Raw genomic sequence first — 22,424 nt, 5'->3', positions numbered from 1 at the left:
TTCGGGCGGTGCGGTCGCGGGCCCGAACCGGACCGGGGCGGGTCAGCCTGAGTAGTTGTTGTTCGTCTTCAGGTTGTTGTCGATGTTCTTCGCGGCCTGGCCGAGAGCGTTCTTGGGGTCGGCGCCGGCCAGGATGTCCTGGGCCGCCTTCTGAAACTCGGTGGAGATGTAGGGGTAGGCCGGGGTGACGGGGCGCACCGTCGCGTACTTCTGGGCGAACTGGACGAGCACGGCGAACTTTCCGCCCGGCTGGTAGTCCTCGATCTGCCTCGCGGCTTCGTTCGTGGCGGGGATGGTGCTGGTCGCCTTGGCGTAATCGACGAAGTACTTGGTCTGGCGCGAGAACTTCAGCCACTCCTGCGCGCCCTCCTTGTTGGAGCAGGTGGAACTCATCGCCCACTGCCAGGAGGCGCCGCCGATCTTGGGGCCCTCGCCGAAGTCCACCGGCGGGATGATCGCCAGGTCGTCGCCGAGCTTCTCGGCGTTCTTGGTGGCGTTCCAGCTGCCGTCCCACTGGATGGCGCTCTTGCCGGCCAGGAAGTCCTTGTTGGGGTCGGCGCCGGACTTCTTCGCCATGTACCCCTTGGTCACCAGCGACTGGAACCAGTTGCCCCACTGCACGGACTCCTCGCCGTCCAGGGTGCCGGAGGCGGCCTTGTAGCCGTTGCGGTCGATCAGGTCACCGCCGAAGCTCTGCAGCTGCGGGGAGTAGGCGTACGGCCACCACTCGCCGCTGCCGCCGGTGCCCATCTCCAGGGGGTAGGTGAACTTGCCGCTCTTCTTCAGCTTGGCCAGCGCGGCGTCGAACTCGCCCTTGGTCCAGGGCTGGTCCATGGTGGGGATGCGGATGCCGTGCTCGTTCAGGACGGACTTGCGGGCGAAGAAGGCCAGGGAGACGTCGTAGAAGCCGAAGGAGTAGAGCTTGTCCTGGTAGGTTCCGACGGTGCTGTCGAGCTGGTCATCGACCGGCACCTCGCTGCCGGTGACGTCGATGGGGGCCAGGTAGCCGCCCCAGGCCCAGTTCGCCACGTTCGGGCCGTCCACGTCGAGCAGGCAGGGCAGCTTGCGGGCCGAGGCGGCGGCCACGACGGAGTTGTTGTAGTCGGTCTGCGGGAACGACTGCAGCTCGACCGTGTACTTGTCCTGGGAGTCGTTGAAGTCCTTGATGATCTTCTTGACGACATCGAGTTCGGCCGAGTTGCCGGCGTTGTGCGTCCACAGGGTCAGCGTGTCGCCGCTGGCCCCGGACGAGGTGCCGCCGGTGCCGGACGCGCACCCGGCGACGAGCGCGGTCGCCGCCGCGGCGGCTACACTCGCAGCAGCGAGGCGCCTGGTTCTGAACACCACGAGGTTCCTCCATCTCACGGAGGCGGGTCTTGCAGGACCCGCCCTTGGCGACCGGTTGCGTCGGTCGCTGTTCTTGGTGGCCGTCCCGCCGCCCGCTTCGGAATCGACGCTGCGGGCGGCGGGACGGCTGTTTTCAGGTGCCGGTGTCACTCCCCGGCGGGAGCCCCGAGGGAGGCACGCTCCAGCAGCGGCATGGGCACGCGGTGCACGGCTGCCTCGAGCGGCCCACCGCGGAGGATCAGCTCCACGGCGAGGCGGCCGAGCTGGTAGTGCGGCAGCTTCAGCGTGGTGAGCGCCGGCCGCAGCACGGACGCGATGTCCTGGTCGTCGAACGAGATCACCGACACGTCTCCGGGGACCGACAGCCCGGCCTCGCCGAGCGCCTGGTAGGCGCCGAAAGAAACCCGGTCGGCCAGGCACACCAGGGCCCGCGGACGGATTCCCGCCGCCAGCAGGGCGGACACCTCCCGGTAGCCGTCCGGCGTGTCCCAGTCGCACTCGATGACGCCGTCCAGATGGGCGCCGTTCTCGCGCAGCACTTCCTCCAGGCCGCGCATGCGCTCGTTGCCGGCGATGATCCCCTCGGGCGTGGCCGGGACGGCCTGGTGGCCGCCGATGGCCCAGATGCCGTCGGTGTGACCGGCCGCGAGCAGGGCGCGGGCCGCGTCCCGTCCGGCCTCCAACTCGTCGGGGACCACTGAGGGCGCGTCGAAGCCTGGTGCCAGGCAGTTCAGCAGCACCACGCGACGCCCGAACAGCTCCTTGGGGGGAGTGACGTACCGGGTGAACATCGTCGCGTAGATCACCGCATCGACCTGGCGGTCCAGCAGCGCGTGGACCAGCGCGGACTCGGCGGCGCGGTCGCCACCGGCCTCCGTGATGAACAGCAGGTGGTCCCGCTCGCGGGCGGCCTCCATGGCGCCTCGGATGACGTCGCCGGCGAACGGCGTGGTGGTGATCCGGTCCGAGACGAATCCGATGGTCTGCGTTGATTTCGTCCGCAGACTGCGCGCGGTGACGTTCGGACGGTAGCCCAGCCGCCTGGCCGCTTCCAGGACCCGTTCCCGGGAGGCGTCGGAGATGCGCATGTCGGTACGGCCGGACAGGGCGAACGACGCGGTCGTCGGCGACACGCCCGCTTCGCGGGCGACGTCGGCCATGGTTACGCGGCGTTCGGGCATCGGTGGATCAGCTCCGCTCGGCTAAATCGGATTAGCAAGATGCGATGAGGTTGCTTCACTCGTCATGCGCTGTCAATACCCCGGACATCTCGCCTGCGTAACGGTGACTTCATGTGGTGATTTGCACACATCTGAGTAGCGCGAAGTCGAAATTCGTATGCGTTAGCTCTTGCTTTAGCGGCGATGGCGCCCGAACCATGCCGACCCATCACCTAAATCGAATTGGCAGGCCGTCAGGTCGCCGTCTGTCACGCAGCCCAGGAGGCAGCATGAGGAGAAGAACCGCCCTCAGGGTCGTATCCGCCGCAGTCGGCGGTGCCGTCGTACCGCTCTCGTTCGCCCCTGCCTTCGCCGCCGCCAGTGGCCGACCGGGCCCTCAAGAGCCCACCGCTCGCTGGGACTTCGACGAGCGAACCGGGTCAGTCGCCCGCGAGGCGGTCTCCGGATCGGCCACGCCGGTGGACTACGTCTTCAACGACGCCCGCTACAAGCCCGACAGCGACCCCGTCCGCCGCCGTGGCGTGCGCGGCCGGGCCCTGTACTTCGACGGCTACTCCACCTACGTGACCGCCGAAGGGCCCGGCAAGCTCGACCTCGCCGCCGGCATGACCGTCGACGTGTGGATCGCCCCCTACGCCTACGAGCACGGCATCGACGGCAAGCCCCAGGCCCTGGTCAACCAGCACGACCCGGGTACCAGGACGGGCTTCCTGCTCGGACTGCGCCGCTTCGGGCAGATCGTCTTCCAGCTGGGCTTCGGCACCGACATGATCGAGGTCAAGGGCGCCCCGGACCAGCCGGCCGTCAAGGCCAGGTGGAGCCACGTCGCCGCCACCTACGACCCGGCGGCCCACCAGCTGCGCCTCTACCTCGACGGCCGCCTGATCGGCACCGCCGCCACCCCGGCCAAGACCCCCGAGCCGGCGCCCGGCGAACCCCTGCTCATCGGGAAGCACAACCGCCCGACGCTGCTCAACGGCGAGTTCCACGCCAACATGTACATGGGCCTGATGGACAGCCTCTCCATCCGCCCGGGCGCCCTGGACGACGCGACCGCCCAACGCGAGCACGCCGAGAAGGTCGCCGCGTTGCCCGGCCACCGCGTGCCCCGCCCGGATTTGGCCCCCCGCCGGACCCGCTTCGACGGCGACCGGCACCGCCCCCAGTTCCACATGCTGCCGCCCTGGCACTGGATGAACGAGCCGCACGCGCCCGTGTACTTCAAGGGCAAATACCACATTTTCTACCAGCACAACCCGCTCGGACCCTTCTGGGGCCAGATCCACTGGGGACACGCCGTCAGCACCGACATGGTGCACTGGCGCGACCTCCCCATCGCCCTCGCCCCCGCCGCGGACTCGGCCGGCCCGGACGGCATCTGGTCGGGATCCGCCTGCGTCGACGGCGACCGCGGACCGGTCCTCTTCTTCACCGGCGGCGACGACCGTCTGCCCCACCGCCAGCGCACCGGACTCGCCGTGTCCACCTACCAGGCCGACGGCGACACCGACCTGCCCACCTGGACGATGCGCCCCGAGCCGGTCACCGAAGCCCCGGCGAACTTGCCGGCCGGCCCGGGAACCGCGTGGGCGGAGAACTTCCGCGACCCGTTCGTCTGGGAGGAAGACGGCGTCTGGTACCAGCTCGTCGGCAGCGGCATCGTCGACTACGACGGCGCGCAGGTCACCCGCAAGCACGGCGGAACCGCTCTCGTCTACACCGCCCGCCGGCCCGAAGGGCCCTGGACGTACCAGGGGCCTCTGCACTGGAACGACCTATCCACGGTGCCCGAGCCCGGTGAGGTGTGGGAGCTGCCGGTGCTCCTCCCGCTCCCCGGCCCCCGGGGCCGGCGCACCGGCAAGCACATCCTGCTGATCTGCCCGTGGTGGGAGGGGTTCCACCCGAACGCCGTCAAGCACACCTACTACTGGATCGGCACCTTCGACAAGCGCGCTCACCGCTTCGTGCCCGACCACGACGAGCCCCGCGAGTTCGACTTCGGCGAGCACTTCACCGGCCCGTCCGGCTTCGTCACCCCCGACGGCCGGTCCGTGGTCTTCAGCATCACCCAGGACCGCCGCACCGAGCAGCAGCACGCCCAGTCCGGCTGGGCGCACAACGCGGGCATGCCCGTGTCCGTCTCCCTGCGCCAGGACGGCACCCTCGGGGTCGAACCGATCGCCGAGGCCGCCGGCCTGCGGGGCGCGCGACTCGCCCGCATCCGGCAGACCTCGGTGGCGGAAGCGAACCGGCGGCTCGCCGGGGTCTCCGGCGACCTGCTGGACATCAGCGCCGTCATCGAGCCGCGCGGCGCGCGCACGGTCACCCTGGCGGTCCGGGCCTGTGCCGACGGCACCGAGGAGACCCTGCTGACCTACGACACGGCCGAGCGTCGCTTCCTGATCGACCGAGGCCGCTCCAGCCTCGACCCGGACGTCCGCAAGGGTGTCCACGGCGGCAGCGTGGAACTCGACGGCGGGCGCCTCACGCTCAGGGTCCTGCTCGACCGCTCGATGCTGGAGGCGTACGTCAACGGCACCAACAGCATCACCAGCCGTGTCTATCCCACCCGGGAGGACGCGACCGGTCTGCGCCTGAGCAGCGAGGGAGGATCGGCCCGCGTCGTGTCCCTGGACGTCTGGCGCATGAACGGCGCCTACGACACGCCAGCCGCGCCCGCCGCGTACGACCCGCCACGACCGGCGGACGTCGACGCACTGCCCAACCACGACTTCGCCACCGGAGACCTCACCGGATGGACCGTCGTCTCCGGCACGACCTTCAGCGACGCGAACGTCACCACCCGCACCGACTGGGGCTGGGGCGGACCCTTCTACCAGGCCGAGACCGAAGACGACCCTGCCGGCCACCATCTGTGGGGCTTCAACCCCTCCGGAGGCGGCGACGGCGCCACCGGCGTCCTGCGCTCCGCCACCGTGGTCCTCGGCGGAGACGGCGTGGTCGACCTGCTCGTGTCCGGCGGCAACGACCCCGACCGGCTCTACGCGGCCGCCGTCCGCGCCGACGACGGCAAAGTACTGGCCAAGGCCACCGGCCGCAGCACCGAGCAGTACCGCCGCGTCGTCTTCGACCTCTCCGCCCACCTCGGCGACCGGATCTACATCGAGGTCGTCGACCGGGCCGACGGAGGCTGGGGCCACATCAACGTCGCCGACGTCAACGTCCCCGTCCGGCGCTCCTGACCCCCACCCCCTACACGCGTCGCCCATGGGCCGTGCCGCGCCCAGGGCCGGCGTGCTCCGCTCGATCAACCCGACCCACACCGACGGAGGTTCGTATGCGAACCCGAGCACCATCGAGATCGGCGACCGGAAGCAGTCTGCTGCGGCTGTTGCTAGCGCTCGCGATAGGTCTCGGTCTGACGTCGCCCCTGATGACGCAGACGGCCAGCGCGACCGGGACCGCGCTGTCGAATCCCGGCTTCGAGTCCGGTGATCTCAGCGGCTGGACCACCACCGGAACCGCCTTCAACGGGGCCGTCACCGACGACCCGGGCTGGGGCTGGGGTTGCTGCTTCAACCAGCAGGGCTCCTACCACCTGTGGGGCTTTGCCGCCGGTGGTGACGCCGCCACAGGGACGGCGACGTCCGAGCCGTTCACGCTCACCGGCACCGGCATGGTCAGCGTCCTGGTCTCCGGCGGCCGTAACGACAACGACCTCTACGCCGCCCTGACCACCCTCGACGGAACCGTCCTGCACAAGGCCACCGGGACCGACGACGAGGCGTACCGCCGCGTCACCTGGGACGCCCGCGAACACCTCGGCGAGCAGCTGCGCATCACCGCCGTGGACAAGGCCACTGGCGGCTGGGGTCACATCAACCTCGACGACGTCCGCGTCGGCACCGACCCCGCTCCCGACCCCTCGCAGCAAGGACTCGCCGCCCACTGGGACTTCACCGAAGGGCAGGGCACCACCACCAGGGAGAAGGTCAGTCAGGCCGCCGACCCGATCAGCTACGTCTTCACCGACGCGCAGTACAAGCCGGACAGTGACCCGCTCTGGCGCCCGAAGAACGAGGCCGACGGCGTGCTCTCCGGCGCCCTGCTGTTCGACGGCTACTCCACCTGGGTCACCCGCGCCGCAGCGCAGACGCAGCTGCCCACGGACGGCCTGAGCATCGAGGCGTGGGTCGCGCCGCGCGCGTTCGAGTGGGGAGACGACGGCAAGCCGTCCGTCGTCGTCAACCAGCAGGACAAGGCGGCCAAGCGGGGCTTCTCCCTCGGCGTCGGCAGGCACGGCAGGTGGCAGTTCGGCATCGGAACCGGCGACGCGTGGTACGAGGTGACCGTCCCGAAGCCGGCGGCCCTGGCCGCGGGCAAGTGGGCGCATCTGTCAGCCGTGTTCGCCCCGAGCGAGGGCGCGATCAGGCTCTTCCTCAACGGCGAGCAGGTCGCCCAGACCGCGATCCCCAGCAATGCCCGGCTGGCCAAGGCCGACGTTCCCCTGATCATCGGCCGCCACAACCAGCCCGCGATCATCAACGGCACCTTCGCCGTCAACATGTTCAACGGCCTCATCGACGAGGTGAAGATCCACAACAGCGCCCTCGCCCCGGCGTCCGTCACCGCCGGGCACCAGAAGGACGTGCAGACCTTCGCCGGAGGCGCCACGCCCAAAGCGCAGATGGAGATGGACCGCTCCCGCTACGACGGCGACCGCTACCGTCCCGGCTACCACTTCACCGCCCCGAACCACTGGATGAACGAACCCCACGCCCCCATCCAGTACAAGGGCAAGTACCACCTCTTCTACCAGCACAACTCCCACGGCCCCTACTGGCACAACATCGCCTGGGGACACGCGGTGAGCGAGGACCTGGTCCACTGGCGCGACCTGCCCGTCGCCCTCGCGCCCACTGCGGACAGCGTGGCTCCCGACGGGGTCTGGTCCGGCGACGCCGCCTACGACGAGAACGGCGTGCCCGTCCTGCTGTTCACGGCCGGCAACGACGCCCAGCGCCCCAACCAGGCCACCGGCCTCGCCCGCCCCGTCGACCCGGCCGACAGCGACCTGGTCGAGTGGAAGATGCACCCCACCCTCGTCACCAGCCAGACCGCCGATCTGAACGTCGGCGCCGGCCGCAAGGTCCGCTTCGGCGACTTCCGCGACCCCTTCGTCTGGAAGGAGGGAGACACCTGGTTCCAGCTGATGGGCTCAGGCGTCCAGACGACCTCGGGCACCGACATCGGCGGCACCGCCCTCCTCTACACCTCCAAGAATCTCACCGACTGGACGTACTCCGGACCCCTCATGGTCGGCGACGTGGCGGCCCACCCCAAGACCGGCCAGGTCTGGGAGCTGCCCACCTTCCTGCCCATCGGCAAGGACGCCCAGGGCCGCGAGCGCCGGGCCCTGCTCATCAACCCGGCCTTCCCGGCCGGTCCCGGCGAGTACAGCAGCAAGTACGTCTACTACTGGGTCGGCACCTGGGACGCCCAGGCCCGCCGCTGGACCCCCGACACCACCGAGCCCCGGCTCATGGACTACGGCGACCACTTCACCGGCCCCAGCGGAACGGTGGACGACAAGGGGCGCTCCCTCGTCTTCAGCATCGCCCAGGACCGGCGCACCGAACGCGCCCACTACGACGCCGGCTGGGCCCACAATGCGGGCCTGCCCATCGAACTGTCCATGCGGCCCGACGGAGACCTCGGTTTCCGCCCTGTCGAGGAAGTCTCCCGCCTCCACGTCGGCGAACCGCTCCTGCACATCAGCGAACCGACCTCCCTCACCGACGCCAACACCCGCCTGGCCGGCATCAGGGGAGACATGCTTCACGTCAAGCTGACCCTGGAGCGAGGCAGCGCCGACACCTTCGGGCTCGACGTGCTCCGCAGCGCCGGCGACGAAGAACGAACCCGCCTGTTCTACGACGCTCCCGCAGGACAACTGGGCGTCGACCGGACGCGATCCGGGAACAACTCCAGCGCCGAGCCGAACTTCGGCATCCACAAGGGCCCGCTGACTCTCTCCAACGGCACCCTGACCCTCGACGTGTTCGTCGACCGCTCCATGGTCGAGGCGTACGCGAACGACCACAAGTCCATCACCACCCGCGCCTACCCCTTCCGTCAGGACTCCCTCGGCCTGCGCCTCTTCGGCGACGGCAGCATCGTCAAGTCCATGACCGTCTGGAAGATGGGCAACATGACCGACTGACCCGGTCACCCTCTTCGACGGCCCAGGGTACCCACGCTCATGGCCGACCCGGCCCGCGATCTCGCCGCGGGCCGGGCCGGCGCATAGCCTGGTGACGCTGTTCGCGGGCATGCACGACCCAGAGAAGTCCCACGAAGCGCCGTCACACTTCTCGGCGACGTGTATTGCTTCAGGTCATAGCCGTTTCACCAGTCACTACCTGACTATCCTTCAGATGTCCCGGAAGATCTCGATCTGCGCCCCGATCGAGTTCAGCCGCTCCGCCAGATCCTCGTAGCCCCGGTTGATGACGTACACGTTCCGCAGTACGGACGTCCCCTCCGCCGCCATCATCGCCAGCAGGACGACCACGGCGGGGCGAAGGGCCGGCGGGCACATCATCTCGGCGGCGCGCCAGCGGGTCGGGCCCTCGACCAGGACCCGGTGGGGGTCGAGGAGCTGGAGGCGGCCGCCGAGGCGGTTGAGGTCGGTCAGGTAGATCGCGCGGTTGTCGTAGACCCAGTCGTGGATGAGGGTCTTGCCCTGCGCGGTCGCCGCGATGGCCGCGAAGAACGGGACGTTGTCGATGTTCAGGCCGGGGAACGGCATGGGGTGGATCTTGTCGATGGGCGCCTCCAGCTTGGAGGGGCGCACGGTCAGGTCCACCAGGCGTGTACGGCCGTTGTCGGCGAAGTACTCGGGCGTGCGGTCGTGGTCGAGGCCCATCTCCTCCAGGACCGCCAGCTCGATCTCCAGGAACTCGATGGGGACCCGGCGGACCGTCAGTTCCGACTCCGTGACGACCGCGGCGGCGAGCAGGCTCATCGCCTCGACCGGGTCCTCGGAGGGGGAGTAGTCGACGTCCACGTCGATCTCCGGCATGCCGTACACGGTGAGCGTGGTCGTGCCGACGCCCTCCACCTTCACGCCCAGGGCCTCCAGGAAGAAGCACAGGTCCTGGACCATGTAGTTGGAGGAGGCGTTGCGGATGACGGTGACGCCGTCGTGCCGGGCGGCGGCCAGCAGCGCGTTCTCGGTGACCGTGTCGCCGCGCTCGGTCAGGACGATCGGGCGGTCGGGGCGGACGCCGCGGTCCACCATGGCGTGGTACTGGCCCTCGGTCGCGGCGACTTCCAGGCCGAACCGGCGCAGCGCGATCATGTGCGGTTCGATGGTCCGGGTGCCGAGGTCGCAGCCGCCGGCGTACGGCAGCTTGAAGCGGTCCAGGCGGTGCAGCAGCGGGCCGAGGAACATGATGATCGAGCGGGTGCGGCGGGCCGCCTCCGCGTCGATGGAGTCCAGGTCGAGACCGGCCGGCGGCACGATCTCCAGGTCGACGCCGTTGTTGATCCAGCGGGTGCGCACGCCGATGGAGTTCAGCACCTCCAGCAGGCGGTACACCTCCTCGATGCGGGCGACCCGGCGCAGCACCGTGCGCCCCTGGTTGAGCAGCGAGGCGCACAGCAGGGCCACGCACGCGTTCTTGCTCGTCTTCACATCGATGGCGCCGGACAGCCGGCGGCCGCCCACCACCCTGAGGTGCATCGGACCGGCGTAGCCCAGTGAGACGATTTCGCTGTCCAGGGCTTCTCCGATGCGGGCGATCATCTCAAGACTGATGTTCTGGTTACCGCGCTCGATGCGATTGACGGCGCTCTGCGAGGTGCCGAGCGCCTCGGCAAGCTGCGACTGCGTCCAGCCCCGGTGCTGCCGGGCGTCACGGATGAGCTTGCCGATGCGTACGAGGTAGTCGTCTGCCATGAGGCTGAGGTTATCTCAGATATGAGATGGCACATCCCTTGGGGGCCATTCGGGTGACGTTTCGTCAACGCCGCCTGGTGGTACGCGTCCGGCGCCACCCGAAAGGTCCGGGCAAATCCACCGATGTCGTACGACGTCCGGTGCTGCTGTAGGTGCGGCGGGGGCCGTTCCGGCCGCCCGTGGTGAGGGACCAGGAGCGCCGGTTGATGTTCAGGCGCACGCCGGGCAGGATGCGGATGCTCTTGCGGAAGGTGAGGGGCATAATGCCTCCTTTCGCTCGTCCGCCCTTCGGGTACCCCGCGTCCGGGCCTCAAGCCCTCCCCGTTGACCTCGAGTTCGGTTGAGGTCCTAGGGGGCGTCTCGCCGATCATGCCGGGCTCGCGGCGCCTGGCACCGCGCCTCGCCGCGTTGTCGTCACTCGCCGATGCGCCGCATCGGCTCCCTCCTCCGCCTTGCGATGCACGGCACCAGACGCCGCTCCCTGATCCGGCCTGATCGACGAGACACCCCCTAGCGTCCGCCGCATGATTCTCGTCACCGGTGCCACCGGAAACATCGGCCGTCCCCTCGTGTCGGACCTGCACCGCCGCGGTGCCCTGCCGGTCCGTGCGCTGAGTCGCGAACCGGCGCGGGCCGGTCTCCCGGAGGGTGTCGAGGTGGTCGAGGGCGACCTCGCGGACCCCGGCTCGGTGGTGCCCGCGCTGAAAGGGGCGCGCGCCTTCTTCCTGCTCTCCGGGCACGGCGCGGAGGCGGACCTGCTCGCGGCGGCCCGGGAGGCGGGCGTCGGGCATGTGGTGCTCATCTCGTCCCTCGCGGTGGGCACGCACCCTCATCTGCGTGCCGTCGCCGGGCATCTGGCCGCCGAGCGGCTGCTGCGGGACAGCGGCATGGCGTGGACGGTCCTGCGGCCGACCCGGTTCGCCTCGAACGCGCTGTGGTGGGCGGACTCGATCCGGACGGAGGGCCTGGTGCGCGTGCCGTACCCCGACGTCGGCCTGCCGGCCGTCCATCCCGCCGGCATCGCCGCCGTCGCCCGCGTGGCGCTGACCGGGCCGGGCCACGCGGGACGCGTGTACGAGGTGGCCGGGCCGGAGCGGGTCACGCCCCGTGAGCAGGCCGCCGCCCTCTCCGCCGTGCTCGGCCGGGACGTCGGCGTCGTGCGGACCGATCCCGAGGAGGCGCGCCGGGAGCCGGCGGCGCTGATCGGCGAGGACGGCGCGGCCGGCGTCCTCGACCTCACGGGCCGGGACCTCACCGACGATCTGGTCAGGGTGCGCGACACGGTGCCGCGGATCACCGGCGCGCCCGCCCGGACCTTCCGCGAGTGGGCGGCCGGGCAGCGCGCGGCGTTCTGCTGATCGGGGGCGGCGCGGTGCTTCGGTGGGGTCAGGGCATGACCATCCCGCCCCCATGTACTAGAGTTATCTCGACATCGAGATATCTGCCGAGGCGCACTGCCGCCGCACGCCGCTGACGAGCCTGGCGGTAAGGGTTACCTAACTTAGCCTTACCTTAGCGGATCGGCCAATACGGCGTGGCGGCAGGATGCGGTGAAACGCGCACATCAATGAAGGAGACTGTCGTGTCGGCGAACAGCTTCGACGCCCGCAGCACGCTGCAGGTGGGCGACGAGTCGTACGAGATCTTCCGGCTTGACAAGGTCGAGGGCTCCGCCCGGCTGCCTTACAGCCTGAAGGTCCTGCTGGAGAACCTGCTCCGCACCGAGGACGGCGCGAACATCACCGCCGACCACATCCGTGCCCTCGGCAACTGGGACTCCCAGGCCCAGCCGTCGCAGGAGATCCAGTTCACGCCGGCCCGCGTGATCATGCAGGACTTCACCGGTGTTCCGTGCGTCGTGGACCTCGCGACCATGCGTGAGGCCGTGAAGGAGCTGGGCGGCGACCCGGCGAAGATCAACCCGCTGGCCCCGGCCGAGCTGGTCATCGACCACTCCGTCATCGCCGACAAGTTCGGCACCCACGAGGCCTTCGCGCAGAACGTGGAGCTGGAGTACGGCCGCAACAAGGAGCGCTACCAGTTCCTGCGCTGGGGCCAGACCGCGTTCGACGAGTTCAAGGTCGTCCCGCCGGGCACCGGCATCGTCCACCAGGTGAACATCGAGCACCTGGCCCGTACGGTCATGGTCCGAGGCGGCCAGGCCTACCCCGACACCCTCGTCGGCACCGACTCGCACACCACCATGGTCAACGGCCTCGGCGTCCTCGGCTGGGGCGTCGGCGGCATCGAGGCCGAGGCCGCGATGCTCGGCCAGCCGGTCTCCATGCTGATCCCGCGCGTCGTCGGCTTCAAGCTGACCGGCGAGCTGCCCACCGGCACCACCGCCACCGACCTGGTGCTCACCATCACCGAGATGCTGCGCAAGCACGGCGTCGTCGGCAAGTTCGTCGAGTTCTACGGCGAGGGCGTGGCCGCCACCTCGCTCGCCAACCGCGCCACCATCGGCAACATGTCGCCGGAGTTCGGCTCCACCGCCGCGATCTTCCCGATCGACGGCGAGACCCTGAACTACCTCAAGCTCACCGGCCGCTCCGAGCAGCAGGTCGCGCTCGTCGAGGCGTACGCCAAGGAGCAGGGCCTCTGGCTGGACCCGGCCGCCGAGCCGGACTTCTCCGAGAAGCTGGAGCTGGACCTGTCGACGGTCGTCCCGTCGATCGCCGGCCCGAAGCGCCCGCAGGACCGGATCGTCCTCGCCGAGGCCGCCCAGCAGTTCGCCAAGGACGTGCTCAACTACGTCGAGGCCCCCGTCGCGCAGTCCCCGGAGGCCGCCGCCTCCCCGGTCGACGAGGCCAGTGCCGAGTCCTTCCCGGCCTCCGACGCCCCGGCCTACGGCCACCAGGAGAACGGAGCCGGCGCCCCGCAGCACGGCCAGGGCACCGGTGCCGTACCGTCCAACCCGGTCCAGGTGACCGCCCCCGACGGCACCACCTACGAGCTGGACCACGGTGCGGTGACGGTCGCGGCCATCACCTCCTGCACCAACACCTCCAACCCGTACGTCATGGTCGCCGCCGCGCTCGTCGCGAAGAAGGCCGTGGAGAAGGGCCTGACCCGCAAGCCGTGGGTCAAGACCACCCTCGCCCCGGGTTCGAAGGTCGTCACCGACTACTTCGACAAGGCGGGCCTGACCCCGTACCTCGACAAGGTCGGCTTCAACCTCGTCGGCTACGGCTGCACCACCTGCATCGGCAACTCCGGCCCGCTGCCGGAGGAGGTCTCCAAGGCCGTCAACGACAACGACCTCGCGGTCACCTCGGTCCTCTCCGGCAACCGGAACTTCGAGGGCCGTATCAACCCCGACGTCAAGATGAACTACCTGGCGTCCCCGCCGCTGGTCGTCGCCTACGCGATCGCCGGCTCCATGAAGGTGGACATCACCAAGGACGCCCTGGGCACCGACCAGGACGGCAACCCGGTCTTCCTGAAGGACATCTGGCCCTCCGAGGCCGAGGTCAACGACGTCGTCGCCAACGCCATCGGCGAGGACATGTTCTCCAAGTCCTACCAGGACGTCTTCGCCGGCGACGCCCAGTGGCAGTCGCTCCCGGTCCCGACCGGCAACACCTTCGAGTGGGACACCGAGTCGACGTACGTGCGCAAGCCCCCGTACTTCGAGGGCATGGAGATGGAGCCGGCCCCGGTCCAGGACATCGCGGGCGCCCGCGTCCTCGCCAAGCTGGGCGACTCGGTCACCACCGACCACATCTCCCCGGCCGGCGCCATCAAGGCCGACACCCCGGCCGGCCAGTACCTCACCGAGCACGGTGTGGAGCGTCGTGACTTCAACTCCTACGGCTCCCGCCGAGGCAACCACGAGGTCATGATCCGCGGCACGTTCGCCAACATCCGCCTGCGCAACCAGATCGCGCCGGGCACCGAGGGCGGCTACACCCGCGACTTCACCCAGGACGGCGGTCCGGTGTCGTTCATCTACGACGCCTCCCGCAACTACATCGAGCAGGGCATCCCGCTGGTCGTCCTGGCCGGCAAGGAGTACGGCTCCGGCTCGTCCCGTGACTGGGCGGCCAAGGGCACGGCCCTCCTCGGCGTCAAGGCCGTCATCGCCGAGTCGTACGAGCGCATCCACCGCTCCAACCTCATCGGCATGGGCGTCCTCCCGCTGCAGTTCCCGGAGGGCCAGTCCGCCGAGTCCCTCGGCCTGACCGGCGAGGAGACCTTCTCCATCTCCGGCGTCACCGAGCTGAACGACGGCACCACCCCGCGCACGGTGAAGGTCACCACCGACACCGGCGTCGAGTTCGACGCGGTCGTCCGCATCGACACCCCCGGTGAGGCCGACTACTACCGCAACGGCGGCATCATGCAGTACGTGCTGCGCAGCCTGATCCGCAAGTAAGCCTCTGCGGAACGGCGTTCGAGGGCCGCATCCCCGGTGACGGGGGTGCGGCCCTTCGCCGTGCCGGGACGGGTCAGTTCACACAGCCCGGAACGGCTCCCACCGGACGGCAGTTGTTCGGAATGTTGCCGGTGACGGAGGTGCCGATCAGGGACACCTGGCTGCTGGTGCCCTCGAAGATGCCGCCGCCTTCCAGCAGGCCGTTCGCGGTGTTGCCGGTCACCGTGCTCTGCACCAGCGTCGCGGTGCTCGTCCCGGAGGTGCGCAGGCCGCCGCCCTCCTGGGCGGCCGTGTTTCCCTGCACCCTGGTGATGTTGAGCCACAGCGTGGACCCGGCGTGGCTGATGCCGCCGCCACCGCCGCTGCCGGTCGCGGTGTTCCCGCTGACCAGGGTGTAGCTGAGGGTGGCCGCGCCGCCGTTGCGGGTGCGGATGCCGCCGCCGGTCCCGGCGCTGTTGTCCCGCACGCTGCCGCTCTGGACGGTGAGGGTGCTGCCGGTGCCGGACACCCGGATGCCGCCGCCGGAGTCGCCCGGCACGTTGCCCCCGCGGACGTGGATCGAGTTCAGGGTCAGGTCGCCGCCCGCCTCGACCTCGAAGACACGGAAGTTCGGTGTCCCCGCCGCCGCCGAGCGGCGGACCGTGGTGTTGTACCCGTTGATGCTGTACGAGCCCGTGACCTGCGGCAGTCCGTTGCCCGCCGACACGGTCGTCGAGATCGTGTACGTGCAGAACGGCGCCAGGGTTATGTTCTCGTCGCTCGCGTTCGAGGCGGTGATCGCGTTCCTGAGCGCGGTGATGTTGTTGCAGGGCACGAACGTCTGCGCGTGGGCCGGTGCGGCCGGCAGCAGGGTCAGGGTGAGGCCGAGACCGGCCAGGGCCCCCAGGACCGTCGGGCGGTGCATGCTCTTCCTCGTCATCGAGGACTCCTCGGTTCATGCGCGATGCGCGCGTGGACGAATCCGCTCCCCTGGGCAGCCGGTGGCAACGGGTGCCCATCTCTCCGAGCGGCGCTACCAGCGAACGCCCGGGTCAAGGGGACACGCCAAGCGGACTGGGCCGAACAGGGAGCGGATCCACCCGTCCGGCCGCCCGGGGCGCCGAACCGGGTCGCGGCCCCGGCACGCCGGAGAGCCGCGCGGCACGCCGGACGTCCGCGCACGCCGAAGGCGCGGAAGCCGCCGTACGGCTCCCGCGCCCGCCCGTCGTCGGTCACTTCGGGTCGAGTACGACCCTCAGCTCCTCGAGGCCGCGGAAGGCGGGGAAGGGAACCTCCAGCCACCGGGGCTCGGCGGCCGGGTCCGCCAGGGTCATCCTCGGGTACCGGCCGAACAGCCCGGTGATGGCCGCCTCCGTCTCCACCCGGGCCAGCGGGGCGCCCAGGCAGTAGTGGGAGCCGTGCCCGAACCCGAGATGGGCGTTCTGGGCGCCCTTCCGCGTCACGTCGAACTCGTCCGGACGGTCGAACTTCAGCGGATCGCGGTTCGCCGAACTGAGCGCGATCTGGACCAGCGAGCCCTTCGGGATGCGCGTCCCGGAGTACTCCACGTCCTCGGTCGCGTAGCGGAACGTCGAGCTCTCCACCGAGCCGTCGTAGCGCAGGACCTCCTCGACCGCCTGCCCCACCAGCGCCGGGTTCTGCTGCACGGCGCGCAACTGCGCGGGGTGGGACAGGAGATGGTGGACGGCGTTGCCGAGGAGGTACGCGGTCGTCTTGTGGCCGGCGAACATCAGCAGGAACGCCGTGGAGACCAGCTCGTGCTCGCTGAGCCCGCCGTCGTTGTCCCACACGGAGGTGAGCGCGCTCATCAGATCGTCACCGGGGTTCTCACGCTTGGTCCGCACCAGGTCCGTGAAGAACGCGTGCAGATCCAGTTCGGCCTGCTGCTGGGCCCGCTTGGCCTCCTCGCCGAAGCCCGTCTGCGCCACCGTGGTGGACAGGTGCTGCAGCCGCTCCCGGTCCAGCGGCGGCACACCGAGCAGGTCGCAGATCACGATGATCGGCAGCGGGAACGCGAAGACGGGCAGCAGGTCGAACGGCTCCCGGGCCGGGCAGTCGTCGATCAGCGTCTTGACGACGGCCTCGATCTGCGGCCGCAGGGCCTCCACGCGCCGCGGGGTGAACGCGGAACTGACCAGCTTGCGCAGCCGGGTGTGCTTGGGCGGATCCGAGTTGAGCATGTTGTCGTCCAGTGCCACGGACGAGTCACCGAAGATGCTCCGGTAGGCGTCCATGGCCCCGTACATGTCCTTGCTCAACCGCGGGTCCGCCAGGGCGGCCCGCGCGTCCTCGTACCGCGTGATCAGGTACGTCTCGTTGCCGTGCGGCGGTCTCATGGGGCAGACCGGCGCCGCTTCCCGGAGCTGGGCGTAGACCGCGTGAGGGTTGCGCCGGTACTCCGGAGTGCACCGCTCGGCCGCGGTGACGGCGTCTTGGGTGGTGGTCACGGACGACTCCTCAGGTCGAAGAGGGCCTCGGCGTTGCCGCCGAGGATGCGCTGCTGGGACGCCTTGTCGATCGGCAGCTTCTCGATCATGCGGACGAAGTCCTCCAGCGGCGCCGCCATCGGCGGCGAGTCGGTCGCGAAGAGCATCCGTTCGGGGCCCAGGACCTCCGCGTTGAGGTTCAGATGGGCCTGGCTGAACGGGCTCGTGTCGACGTACATGCGCTGGAGCGCCGCGGCGGGGTCGGCCGACGGCGGGGCGGCGGCCCCACCGGGGGGCGGTGCCCCCCCGGCCCAGTGCCGGGGGCGCGCCGCCGTCTGCAGGCGCTCCGGCAGCAGCGCCATCGCGCCGCCGCCGGTCGCGCCGATCAGCCGCAGACCTGGGTACTTGTCCAGCCATCCCGCGAACGCGATCATCGCCATGCCGATGGTGAGATCACCGAACCGGCCGATCTGCTCCACGAAGGAGATGTCGTCGACCCGTTCCGTGCCGGCCGGTTCGGCCGGGGCGTGCACCAGGACCGGCACCCCCGCCTCCGCGGCCAGCGCGAAGAAGGAGTCGGCGCGCGGGGAGCCGAGCAGCTCCCCGTGCACACTGGACGTGGTGATCAGGCCGACGAACGCGGGATCCTCCAGGGTCTCCCGCACCCCTTCCAGATGATCGTCGTCACCGAACGGGTTGGCGTACACGTACCCGCGCAACTGGTCCGGGAACTTGGCGATCAGGCCCGACATCCAGGCGTGGAAGCCGCGCAGCCGGTCACGTGGTTGCGCGTAGTTGTCGACGCCCGGGACCCGCGCCATCGCCCCGGCGCCCACGGGGCTGCCGATGATGGTGAGGTCGATTCCGGCCTGGGCGCGGGCGGCGAGCATGCCGTCGACGTCGGTCAGGCTCGGGGGCATCGGGAACCGTTCCGCCGCCTCCGGTGGGGACAGGTGCCCGTGGATGTCGATGATCATGTGTGGTTTCCCCGGTTGGGTGTCAGTGCGCGGACGATCGCGGCGCAGTCCTCGTCGCCCAGCCCCTGCTCACTCGCCCGGCGATGGGTCTCGGCCGCGGCCGCCGCCAGTGGCAGGTTCAGGCCGCACGCTGCTGCCTGCTTGGAAGCGAGCATGAGGTCTTTCGCCATGAGCCGCAGCTTGAAGTCCGGCTCGTCGAAGCGGCCGGAGGCCAGCCGCCTGGACTTGAACGCCATGACCGGCGAGGCGAAGCCGCTGCCCGCGATCGTCTTGAGGACCAGCTGCCGGTCGAGCCCGCAGGCGGCCGCCAGCTCGGAGGCCTCGGCCATGGCCTGCACCTCCACGCCCATCAGCAGGTTGAGGAGGAGCTTCATCCGCATGCCGGACCCGAGTGCGCCCAGATGGACGACCTCCTTGCCCAGCGTCTCCAGCAGCGGCCGGCACGACTCGAACACCCGCTCCTCGCCGCCCACGAACAGACGCAGTTCGCCGTCGTGGGCGTGCTCGCGGTTGCCGAGCATGCCGACGTCCAGGACCGACGCGACCTCCCCGGCGATCTGCACGACCTCGTCGGGGCCCACGGTGCCGGCGCAGATCAGGACGCCGTCGTACGGGCCCTGGGACAGCACGCCGTCGGGACCGTGCAGCACGGAGCCGAGGGCCTCGCCGTCGGCGAGGGTGCACACCGCGGCGCTCGTCCCCTCGACGGCTTCCCGGGGGTGGGCGGCCGTGAAGGCGCCCATGCCGGCGAGCGGTTGGGCCCGCTCCGGGGTACGGTTCCAAACCCGCACCTGAATTCCCTGGTCGAGGAGGCGGGCGGCCAGGCCGGTGCCCATGCTGCCCAGACCGAGTACGGCGACGGGGCCGTGGGGCGTGTGCGTCATGACGCCACCCCCGCGGTCTCCTTGACGACCCGGAACCGCAGCGACTGCGTCGAGTCGACCCACTGGCGCAGCGGGGCCACCAGCGCCTGGTGCTCGTCACTCTGCTGCCAGGCGAAGAAGTGCTCCGGCGTCTCCCACTCGCTGGTGATCACCCACTGACGGGAGTCGTCCACGGGTTCGCCCAGCCGCTCGACGATGTGGCCGGGGGTGCGGGAGACGGACTCCCGCATCTTGTCGTACATGTCCAGGAACCCTTGCTCGCCGCCCTCGATCACACGGACCGTGAAGACGACGCACAGCTTCTCGGCCGAACGGCCGTTCTGCTTGGTGCCCATATCTCCTCCTGAAGGTGAGATCCGGCAGGACACGACACCTACCGACTCATGTCGCCCATGCGGACGCAACTCCGAACGGGGGACGACCCAGTGCCCACAAGGGCGTCACGCTCCGCTGTTGGGCCGTTCGAGTGAGTGACGGAGGTGTTCCGTGACGGTCTTGCCGGGGGTGGGGCGGTGCTTGGGGTGCCGAGGCGGACGAGAAGAAATTTTTGGGAATGCGTAAGGAAATCCGAAGCGGTCCCTAGGCGGGTCCGAAGGAAATCCGAAGGGGAGCAAGAGGAAATCCGAGGGCACTCGAAGGGTGAATTGCCGGCAGGTCGACAACCGGTAATCGAAAAGGGCCGGACCCCCGGGGGAGTCCGGCCCTGATGTGTGTGCGTGTGTCAGGACGCCATGGCCTGGTCGGCCCGGCGGTCGTACTCCGCGCGTGCCGCGGCGATCTCGTCCTGGTGGTCCTCCGTCCAGACCACCAGGCTCCGGATGGTGTCGTGCAGCGTCGCCCCCAAGGGGGTCAGCTCGTAGTCCACGCGCGGCGGCACGACCGGGTGCACCGTGCGGCTGACCAGGCCGTCCCGCTCCAGCTGGCGCAGGGTGACGGTCAGCATGCGCTGGCTGATGCCGTCGATCCGGCGGCGCAGTTCCGAGAAGCGGAGGCTGCGGCGGTCCAGCAGCGCGATCACCAGCAGGGACCACTTGTCCGCCACGCGATCGAGGATCTGCCGTACCTCACAGCCCTGCCGGGTGTCCCACTGCAAGGCGTCGTAATCGCCCTCGGTATCCGCGCAGTGAGTCGGTGACTTCAAAGTGCCTTCTTCCATGGTCGCCGAGCCTGCCTGAAAATTCCTGTGGTTACAAGAGGGAACCGCCTTTCATTCGTTTCCTCCGGTTCTCCTGTTCTTCTGTCTCCACTTCTCCAGCAGGGAGTTTTTCCGTGTCCGCAACGCAATCCCCTCAGGCCGACGGCGCCGACCGTATGACCGGGCGCGCCTGGGGCGTGCTGTTCGTGCTCTGTGGCGCGATCTTCCTCGAAGGCGTCGACGTGGCCATGCTCAACGTGGCCCTGCCGTCCATCCGCGCCGACCTGGGACTGTCCACCGGCATGCTCCAGTGGGTGATGAGCGCCTACGTCCTCGGCTACGGCGGCTTCATGCTGCTCGGCGGACGCGCCGCCGACCTGTTCGGGCGCCGCCGGATGTTCCTGTTCTGGCTGACCGTCTTCCTGCTCTTCTCCGGGCTGGGCGGTCTCGCCGACGACGGCTGGACGCTGATCGTCGCCCGGTTCGTCACCGGTGTGGCGGCGGCCTTCATGACGCCCGCCGGCCTGTCGATCATCACCACGAGCTTCGCGGAGGGCCCCCAGCGCAACAAGGCCCTGCTCGTGTACTCGGGTACCGCCGCCGGCGGTTTCTCCGTCGGCCTGGTGGTCGGCGGACTGCTCGCCGCGGTCGACTGGCGCTGGGTGTTCTTCGCCCCGGTGATCCTGTCGTTCCTCGTCCTGGTCGCCGGTACGGCCCTCATCCCCAGGCCGGCCGAGCCGGGCGGCCGCGCCGGCCGGCGGGTGGACGTGGCCGGCGCGGTCAGCGTGACCGCGGCCGTACTGCTCCTGGTGGTGTCCGTGGAGCGCGCCGGGCACGAGTCGGCGGGCGTGACCGCGCTGACCGTCGCGGCCGGCCTGCTGCTGTTCCTCGCGTTCGTGCTGATCGAACGCAGGGCCGCCGAGCCGCTGGTCCGTCTTGGTCTCTTCCGCAGCGGGAGCCTGGTCCGCTCCAACCTCGCAGGTCTGCTGTTCGCCGCCGGGTTCTTCGGCTTCCAGTTCGTCGTCGTGCTCTACCTGCGGGAGCTGCGCGGCTGGTCGACGCTGGAGACCAGCTTCGCGATGATCGTGATCGGGGTCGACGCGATCCTGTCGCCGACGCTCACCCCGAGGCTGGTCAGCCGGTTCGGCAACGCCCGGGTCATCTTCGGCGGTCTGCTGCTGGCGACGCTGTCCTACGCGCTGATGCTGCCGCTGGGGCTGGATTGGACCTACCTGATGATGTTCCCGAGCCTCATCCTCCTGGGCCTCGCCTTCTCGCTGGCCTACGGCCCGCTGACCATCGTCGCCACCGAGGGCGTCGCGGAGGAGGAGCAGGGCGTCGCGGGCGGACTGCTGTACACCTCCTTCCAGTTCGGCGCGGCCCTCGGCCTCTCCTCCGCCACCACCGTCATCACCGCGACGACCCACGGCACGAGCGACCAGGCCCTCCTCGACGGCCATCGCGCGGCCCTGCTCGTCCCGCTGGTCGCCGCCGCGCTCGCCGCCGTGATCAGCACGCTCGGCCTGCGCCGCAAGCCCGGCACGGCGTCCACGGAGCCCGTCCGGGCGCACGACGTCCCCGCACACGACGTCCCGGCGTACGACCCCGCCCTGGAGCCGACCGACTCCGCCCGCTGACCCCGACCACTTCCCGACCCGAGGTGCCGTGATGGCTGCTGTGAAGGTCAGTTCGTTCTCGGAGATCGAGAACGCCTTCAACACCTACGTCCAGGACATCGTGTACTGCACGATGATCACCGTCGACAAGAAGGCCCGCCCCCGGGCGCGTGTGCTGCTGCCCGTCTGGGAGACGGTGGACGGCAGGCCGGTCGGCTGGCTGGCCGCCTACAAGACGCCGGTCAAGGCGGCCCACCTGGCGAACAACCCCCACACCACGTACTCGTACTGGAGCCCCCGGCAGAACGCCGTCTTCATCGACAGCGTCTCGCACTGGGTCGACGACCCGGAGACCAAGAGGTACGCGTGGGACCTGTACGTCAAGGGCAGCCCGGCCGGCGTCGGCTACGACCCGCGGAACTTCTGGAACTCGGGCCCGGCGCACCCGGAGTACCACGTGCTGCGCATCGACCCCTGGCGCGTCCAGGTGCTGCGGGGCTCGGACCTGAGCAGCCGCATCTGGACGGACGCGGCCCACCGCTGAGCGAGGGCGCTC

The 22,424-nt window shown here is 69.9% G+C and carries 16 protein-coding genes; 6 read left to right on the top strand and 10 right to left on the bottom strand.

Annotation, left to right across the window (positions count from 1 at the left end):
• Window positions 1-42: 42 nt before the first annotated feature.
• Window positions 43-1,344: an ABC transporter substrate-binding protein gene (locus AMK31_RS05575; RefSeq protein WP_241842537.1), complete on the bottom strand. Its 1,302-nt coding sequence runs from the start codon at window positions 1,342-1,344 to the stop codon at window positions 43-45.
• A 149-nt stretch (window positions 1,345-1,493) separates the two neighbouring features.
• Entirely contained in the window at window positions 1,494-2,528 is a 1,035-nt protein-coding gene (locus AMK31_RS05570) for a LacI family DNA-binding transcriptional regulator (protein ID WP_073939243.1), read from the bottom strand.
• A gap of 269 nt (window positions 2,529-2,797) precedes the next feature.
• Between AMK31_RS05570 and AMK31_RS05565 the strand changes: the two genes are divergently transcribed.
• Complete coding sequence (locus tag AMK31_RS05565) at window positions 2,798-5,731, top strand: GH32 C-terminal domain-containing protein (RefSeq protein WP_158074518.1); 2,934 nt, start codon at window positions 2,798-2,800, stop codon at window positions 5,729-5,731.
• A 191-nt stretch (window positions 5,732-5,922) separates the two neighbouring features.
• Window positions 5,923-8,712, top strand: coding sequence for a GH32 C-terminal domain-containing protein (locus AMK31_RS05560; protein WP_158074517.1), 2,790 nt, complete (start codon window positions 5,923-5,925; stop codon window positions 8,710-8,712).
• A 210-nt stretch (window positions 8,713-8,922) separates the two neighbouring features.
• Here the strand turns inward: AMK31_RS05560 and AMK31_RS05555 are convergent, their stop codons facing one another.
• Window positions 8,923-10,452: a helix-turn-helix domain-containing protein gene (locus AMK31_RS05555; RefSeq protein ID WP_073939241.1), complete on the bottom strand. Its 1,530-nt coding sequence runs from the start codon at window positions 10,450-10,452 to the stop codon at window positions 8,923-8,925.
• Window positions 10,453-10,516: 64 nt separating this feature from the next.
• Entirely contained in the window at window positions 10,517-10,714 is a 198-nt protein-coding gene (locus tag AMK31_RS05550) for a DUF4236 domain-containing protein (protein WP_073939240.1), read from the bottom strand.
• Between the two features lie 262 nt (window positions 10,715-10,976).
• Here AMK31_RS05550 and AMK31_RS05545 point away from each other — a divergent pair, with 262 nt between their 5' ends.
• On the top strand, window positions 10,977-11,810 hold the full coding sequence (locus tag AMK31_RS05545) for an SDR family oxidoreductase (protein ID WP_073939239.1): 834 nt from the start codon (window positions 10,977-10,979) through the stop codon (window positions 11,808-11,810).
• A 224-nt stretch (window positions 11,811-12,034) separates the two neighbouring features.
• Window positions 12,035-14,830: an aconitate hydratase gene (locus AMK31_RS05540; RefSeq protein ID WP_073939546.1), complete on the top strand. Its 2,796-nt coding sequence runs from the start codon at window positions 12,035-12,037 to the stop codon at window positions 14,828-14,830.
• Window positions 14,831-14,903: 73 nt separating this feature from the next.
• Here AMK31_RS05540 and AMK31_RS05535 read toward each other — a convergent pair whose 3' ends face one another.
• From AMK31_RS05535 to AMK31_RS05510, 6 genes are all read right to left on the bottom strand, one after another.
• Window positions 14,904-15,749 (bottom strand): hypothetical protein, encoded by an 846-nt coding sequence (locus AMK31_RS05535; RefSeq protein WP_143204207.1) that lies wholly within the window; start codon window positions 15,747-15,749, stop codon window positions 14,904-14,906.
• A gap of 292 nt (window positions 15,750-16,041) precedes the next feature.
• The gene (locus AMK31_RS05530) at window positions 16,042-17,277 is read right to left on the bottom strand and encodes a cytochrome P450 family protein (protein ID WP_073939237.1); all 1,236 of its coding nucleotides are present in this window, start codon (window positions 17,275-17,277) and stop codon (window positions 16,042-16,044) included.
• Window positions 17,274-18,233 (bottom strand): amidohydrolase family protein, encoded by a 960-nt coding sequence (locus AMK31_RS05525; protein WP_073939236.1) that lies wholly within the window; start codon window positions 18,231-18,233, stop codon window positions 17,274-17,276. Before AMK31_RS05525 ends, AMK31_RS05530 begins: the two co-directional genes overlap by 4 nt.
• Window positions 18,230-19,117, bottom strand: a complete 888-nt coding sequence (locus AMK31_RS05520; RefSeq protein ID WP_073939235.1) for an NAD(P)-dependent oxidoreductase — start codon at window positions 19,115-19,117, stop codon at window positions 18,230-18,232. The genes AMK31_RS05525 and AMK31_RS05520 overlap by 4 nt, the downstream gene beginning before the upstream one ends.
• Entirely contained in the window at window positions 19,114-19,452 is a 339-nt protein-coding gene (locus AMK31_RS05515; protein ID WP_073939234.1) for an antibiotic biosynthesis monooxygenase family protein, read from the bottom strand. The genes AMK31_RS05520 and AMK31_RS05515 overlap by 4 nt, the downstream gene beginning before the upstream one ends.
• Window positions 19,453-19,838: 386 nt before the next feature.
• A complete protein-coding gene (locus AMK31_RS05510; protein WP_073939233.1) occupies window positions 19,839-20,273 on the bottom strand; it encodes a winged helix-turn-helix transcriptional regulator in 435 nt (144 codons plus the stop codon).
• A 155-nt stretch (window positions 20,274-20,428) separates the two neighbouring features.
• On the opposite strand from AMK31_RS05510, the gene AMK31_RS05505 reads away from it, so the two are divergent.
• Together AMK31_RS05505 and AMK31_RS05500 are read left to right on the top strand one after the other, a co-directional pair.
• A complete protein-coding gene (locus AMK31_RS05505) occupies window positions 20,429-21,889 on the top strand; it encodes an MFS transporter (protein WP_073939232.1) in 1,461 nt (486 codons plus the stop codon).
• Between the two features lie 31 nt (window positions 21,890-21,920).
• The gene (locus AMK31_RS05500) at window positions 21,921-22,412 is read left to right on the top strand and encodes a pyridoxamine 5'-phosphate oxidase family protein (protein WP_073939231.1); all 492 of its coding nucleotides are present in this window, start codon (window positions 21,921-21,923) and stop codon (window positions 22,410-22,412) included.
• Window positions 22,413-22,424 lie beyond the last annotated feature (12 nt).

It is taken from the genome of Streptomyces sp. TSRI0107 (genome assembly GCF_001905845.1).
GTDB lineage: Bacteria > Actinomycetota > Actinomycetes > Streptomycetales > Streptomycetaceae > Streptomyces.
The sequence above is the reverse complement of the archived record's forward strand: the minus strand, read 5'-3'. Positions and strand labels throughout refer to the sequence as shown.